Below are 2,347 nucleotides of genomic sequence, written 5' to 3'. Positions count from 1 at the left end.
GCGTGGAGGCGCCGGCCGCGCGGGCCGCGATTCAGAAACTCATTTCCGGCACGTGCTCGGGGACGATCAGCTTGCCGGCGGTCTTCGCCACGATCTCCTCGACGCTGACCCCGGGGGCGCGCTCGCGGAGGATGAAGGCGCCGTCCTCGATCTCCAGGTAGGCCAGGTCGGTGAGCACCTTGCGAATGCAGCCGCAACCGGTCAGCGGCAGGGTGCAGTACGGCAGCAGCTTGGACTCGCCGTCCTTGGAGGCGTGGGTCATGGTGACGATGATGTTCTCGGCGCCGGCCACCAGGTCCATGGCGCCGCCCATGCCCTTGACCAGCTTGCCGGGGATCATCCAGGAGGCGATGTTGCCGCGCACGTCCACCTCGAAGGCACCGAGCACGGTGAGGTCGACGTGGCCGCCACGGATCATGGCGAAGGACTGCGCCGAGTCGAAGATCGACGCGCCGACGCGGGCGGTCACGGTCTGCTTGCCGGCGTTGATCATGTCGGCGTCGACTTCCGCCTCGCTGGGGAACGCGCCCATGCCGAGCAGGCCGTTCTCCGACTGGAGCATGACGTCGATGCCCTCCGGTACGTAGTTGGCCACCAGGGTCGGGATGCCGATGCCGAGGTTGACGTAGTAGCCGTCCTTCAATTCGCGCGCCACGCGCTGCGCCATCTGTTCGCGGGTAAGTGCCATCTGGGGAAACCTCTTGTCGTTGTAGTGGCCGCCGTCAGGCGCGCAGCGTGCGTTTCTCGATGCGTTTCTCGAAGCGACCCTGGATGATCCGGTCGACGTAGATGCCGGGGGTGTGGATCTGCGTCGGGTCCAGTTCGCCGGGCTCGACGATCTCCTCCACCTCGACCACCGTGATGCGGCCGGCGGTGGCGACCAGCGGATTGAAGTTCTGCGCGGTGTGGCGATAGACGACGTTGCCGAAATGGTCGGCCTTCCAGCCCTTGACGATGGCGAAGTCGCCGGTGATGGCCGGCTCGAGGATGTAGTGGCGGCCATTGAACTCGCGCGCCTCCTTGCCCTCGGCGACCGGGGTGCCGTAGCCGGTGGCGGTGAAGAAGGCCGGGATGCCGGCGCCGCCGGCGCGGATCTTCTCGGCCAGCGAGCCTTGCGGGGTCAGTTCGACTTCCAGCTCGCCACTGAGCAGTTGTTGCTCGAACAGGGCGTTCTCGCCGACGTAGGAGGCGATCATCTTGCGGATCTGCCGGTCTTCCAGCAGCACGCCGAGGCCGAAACCGTCGACGCCGCAGTTGTTCGAGACCACCGTGAGGTCCCTGACCCCGCGCCGGCGGATTTCCGCGATCAGGTTCTCGGGAATCCCGCAGAGGCCGAAGCCCCCGGCGAGGACGGTCATGCCGTCGGTCAGGCCTTCGAGGGCCTCTTCGTAACTGCCTACTCGCTTGTCGAGTCCGCTCATGCTGCTGTGCCTCTTCCGGCTCTTGTGATTGTGCGTGCGGCAGTCTGACTGCCGGGTCGCACAGAGCTTCTCCGCTGCGGACTGATTTGTTAAGTTTGTTTTTCCAATCCATTGATGAGAAAAACAAATAAATGACCGTCAAGCAGTTGCGCGCCTTCCTCGCCGTGGCGCAGAGCCTCAGCTTCGCCCAGGCCGGCGAACGCCTGCACCTCTCCCAGCCGGCCCTGAGCCTGGCGATCAAGAGCCTGGAGGAAAGCCTCGGCGGTCCGCTGCTGGAACGTACCACCCGCAGCGTCAGCCTCACCCCCGAGGGCGAGACCCTGCTGCCGCTGGCGCTGCGCCTGCTGGCCGACTGGGACAATACCGAGGAATTGCTGCGCCAGCACTTCACCCTGCAACTGGGCAAGGTCTCCATCGCCGCCATGCCCTCCTTCGCCGGCAACCTGCTGCCGCTGGTCTTGAAGACCTTTCGCGAACGCCACCCGCGGGTCAACGTGGCGGTGCACGACGTGATCAACGAGCAGGTGCTGGAGATGGTCCGCAACCGACGCGTCGAGCTGGGCATCGCCTTCGAGCCGGAGTCCCTGGAAAACCTCGAGTTCACCCCGTTCTACAGCGACCGCTTCGTCGCCGTGGTGCCGGCCGGCTCGCCGCTGTCCGGGCAGGAGCGGGTCAGTTGGCGCGAACTGCTCGGCGAGCCCTTCATTACCCTGCAACGCCCCTCGGCGGTGCGCCTGCTCCTGGAAGAAAGCGTGGCCGCCGAGCACGGCCGCTTGCCGGTGGCGTTCGAGAGCCACCAACTGGTCACGGTCGGGCGGATGGTCGCCCAGGGACTGGGTGTCAGCGCCGTGCCGACCCTGTGCATCCAGCAGATGCAGGAACTCGGCGCGCGCTGCCTGCCGCTCTACGCGCCGCAGGTGCAGCGA

Annotated in this window: 3 protein-coding genes; 1 reads left to right on the top strand and 2 read right to left on the bottom strand. The window is 66.4% G+C overall.

The features are described 5' to 3' along the window. Positions 1–31 precede the first annotated feature (31 nt). Together FFS27_RS31760 and FFS27_RS31755 are read right to left on the bottom strand one after the other, a co-directional pair. Entirely contained in the window at positions 32–688 is a 657-nt protein-coding gene (locus tag FFS27_RS31760) for a CoA transferase subunit B (RefSeq protein ID WP_003088567.1), read from the bottom strand. Between the two features lie 34 nt (positions 689–722). Further along, positions 723–1,421: a CoA transferase subunit A gene (locus FFS27_RS31755; protein ID WP_003088566.1), complete on the bottom strand. Its 699-nt coding sequence runs from the start codon at positions 1,419–1,421 to the stop codon at positions 723–725. Between the two features lie 131 nt (positions 1,422–1,552). On the opposite strand from FFS27_RS31755, the gene FFS27_RS31750 reads away from it, so the two are divergent. Next, positions 1,553–2,347, top strand: a 795-nt coding sequence (locus tag FFS27_RS31750) for a LysR family transcriptional regulator (RefSeq protein ID WP_137952504.1), incomplete at its 3' end; no start/stop codon positions are given.

Origin of the sequence: Pseudomonas sp. 2VD (assembly GCF_005503585.1) — a bacterium.
In the GTDB taxonomy this organism is placed as follows: domain Bacteria; phylum Pseudomonadota; class Gammaproteobacteria; order Pseudomonadales; family Pseudomonadaceae; genus Pseudomonas; species Pseudomonas aeruginosa.
The sequence above is the reverse complement of the archived record's forward strand: the minus strand, read 5'-3'. Positions and strand labels throughout refer to the sequence as shown.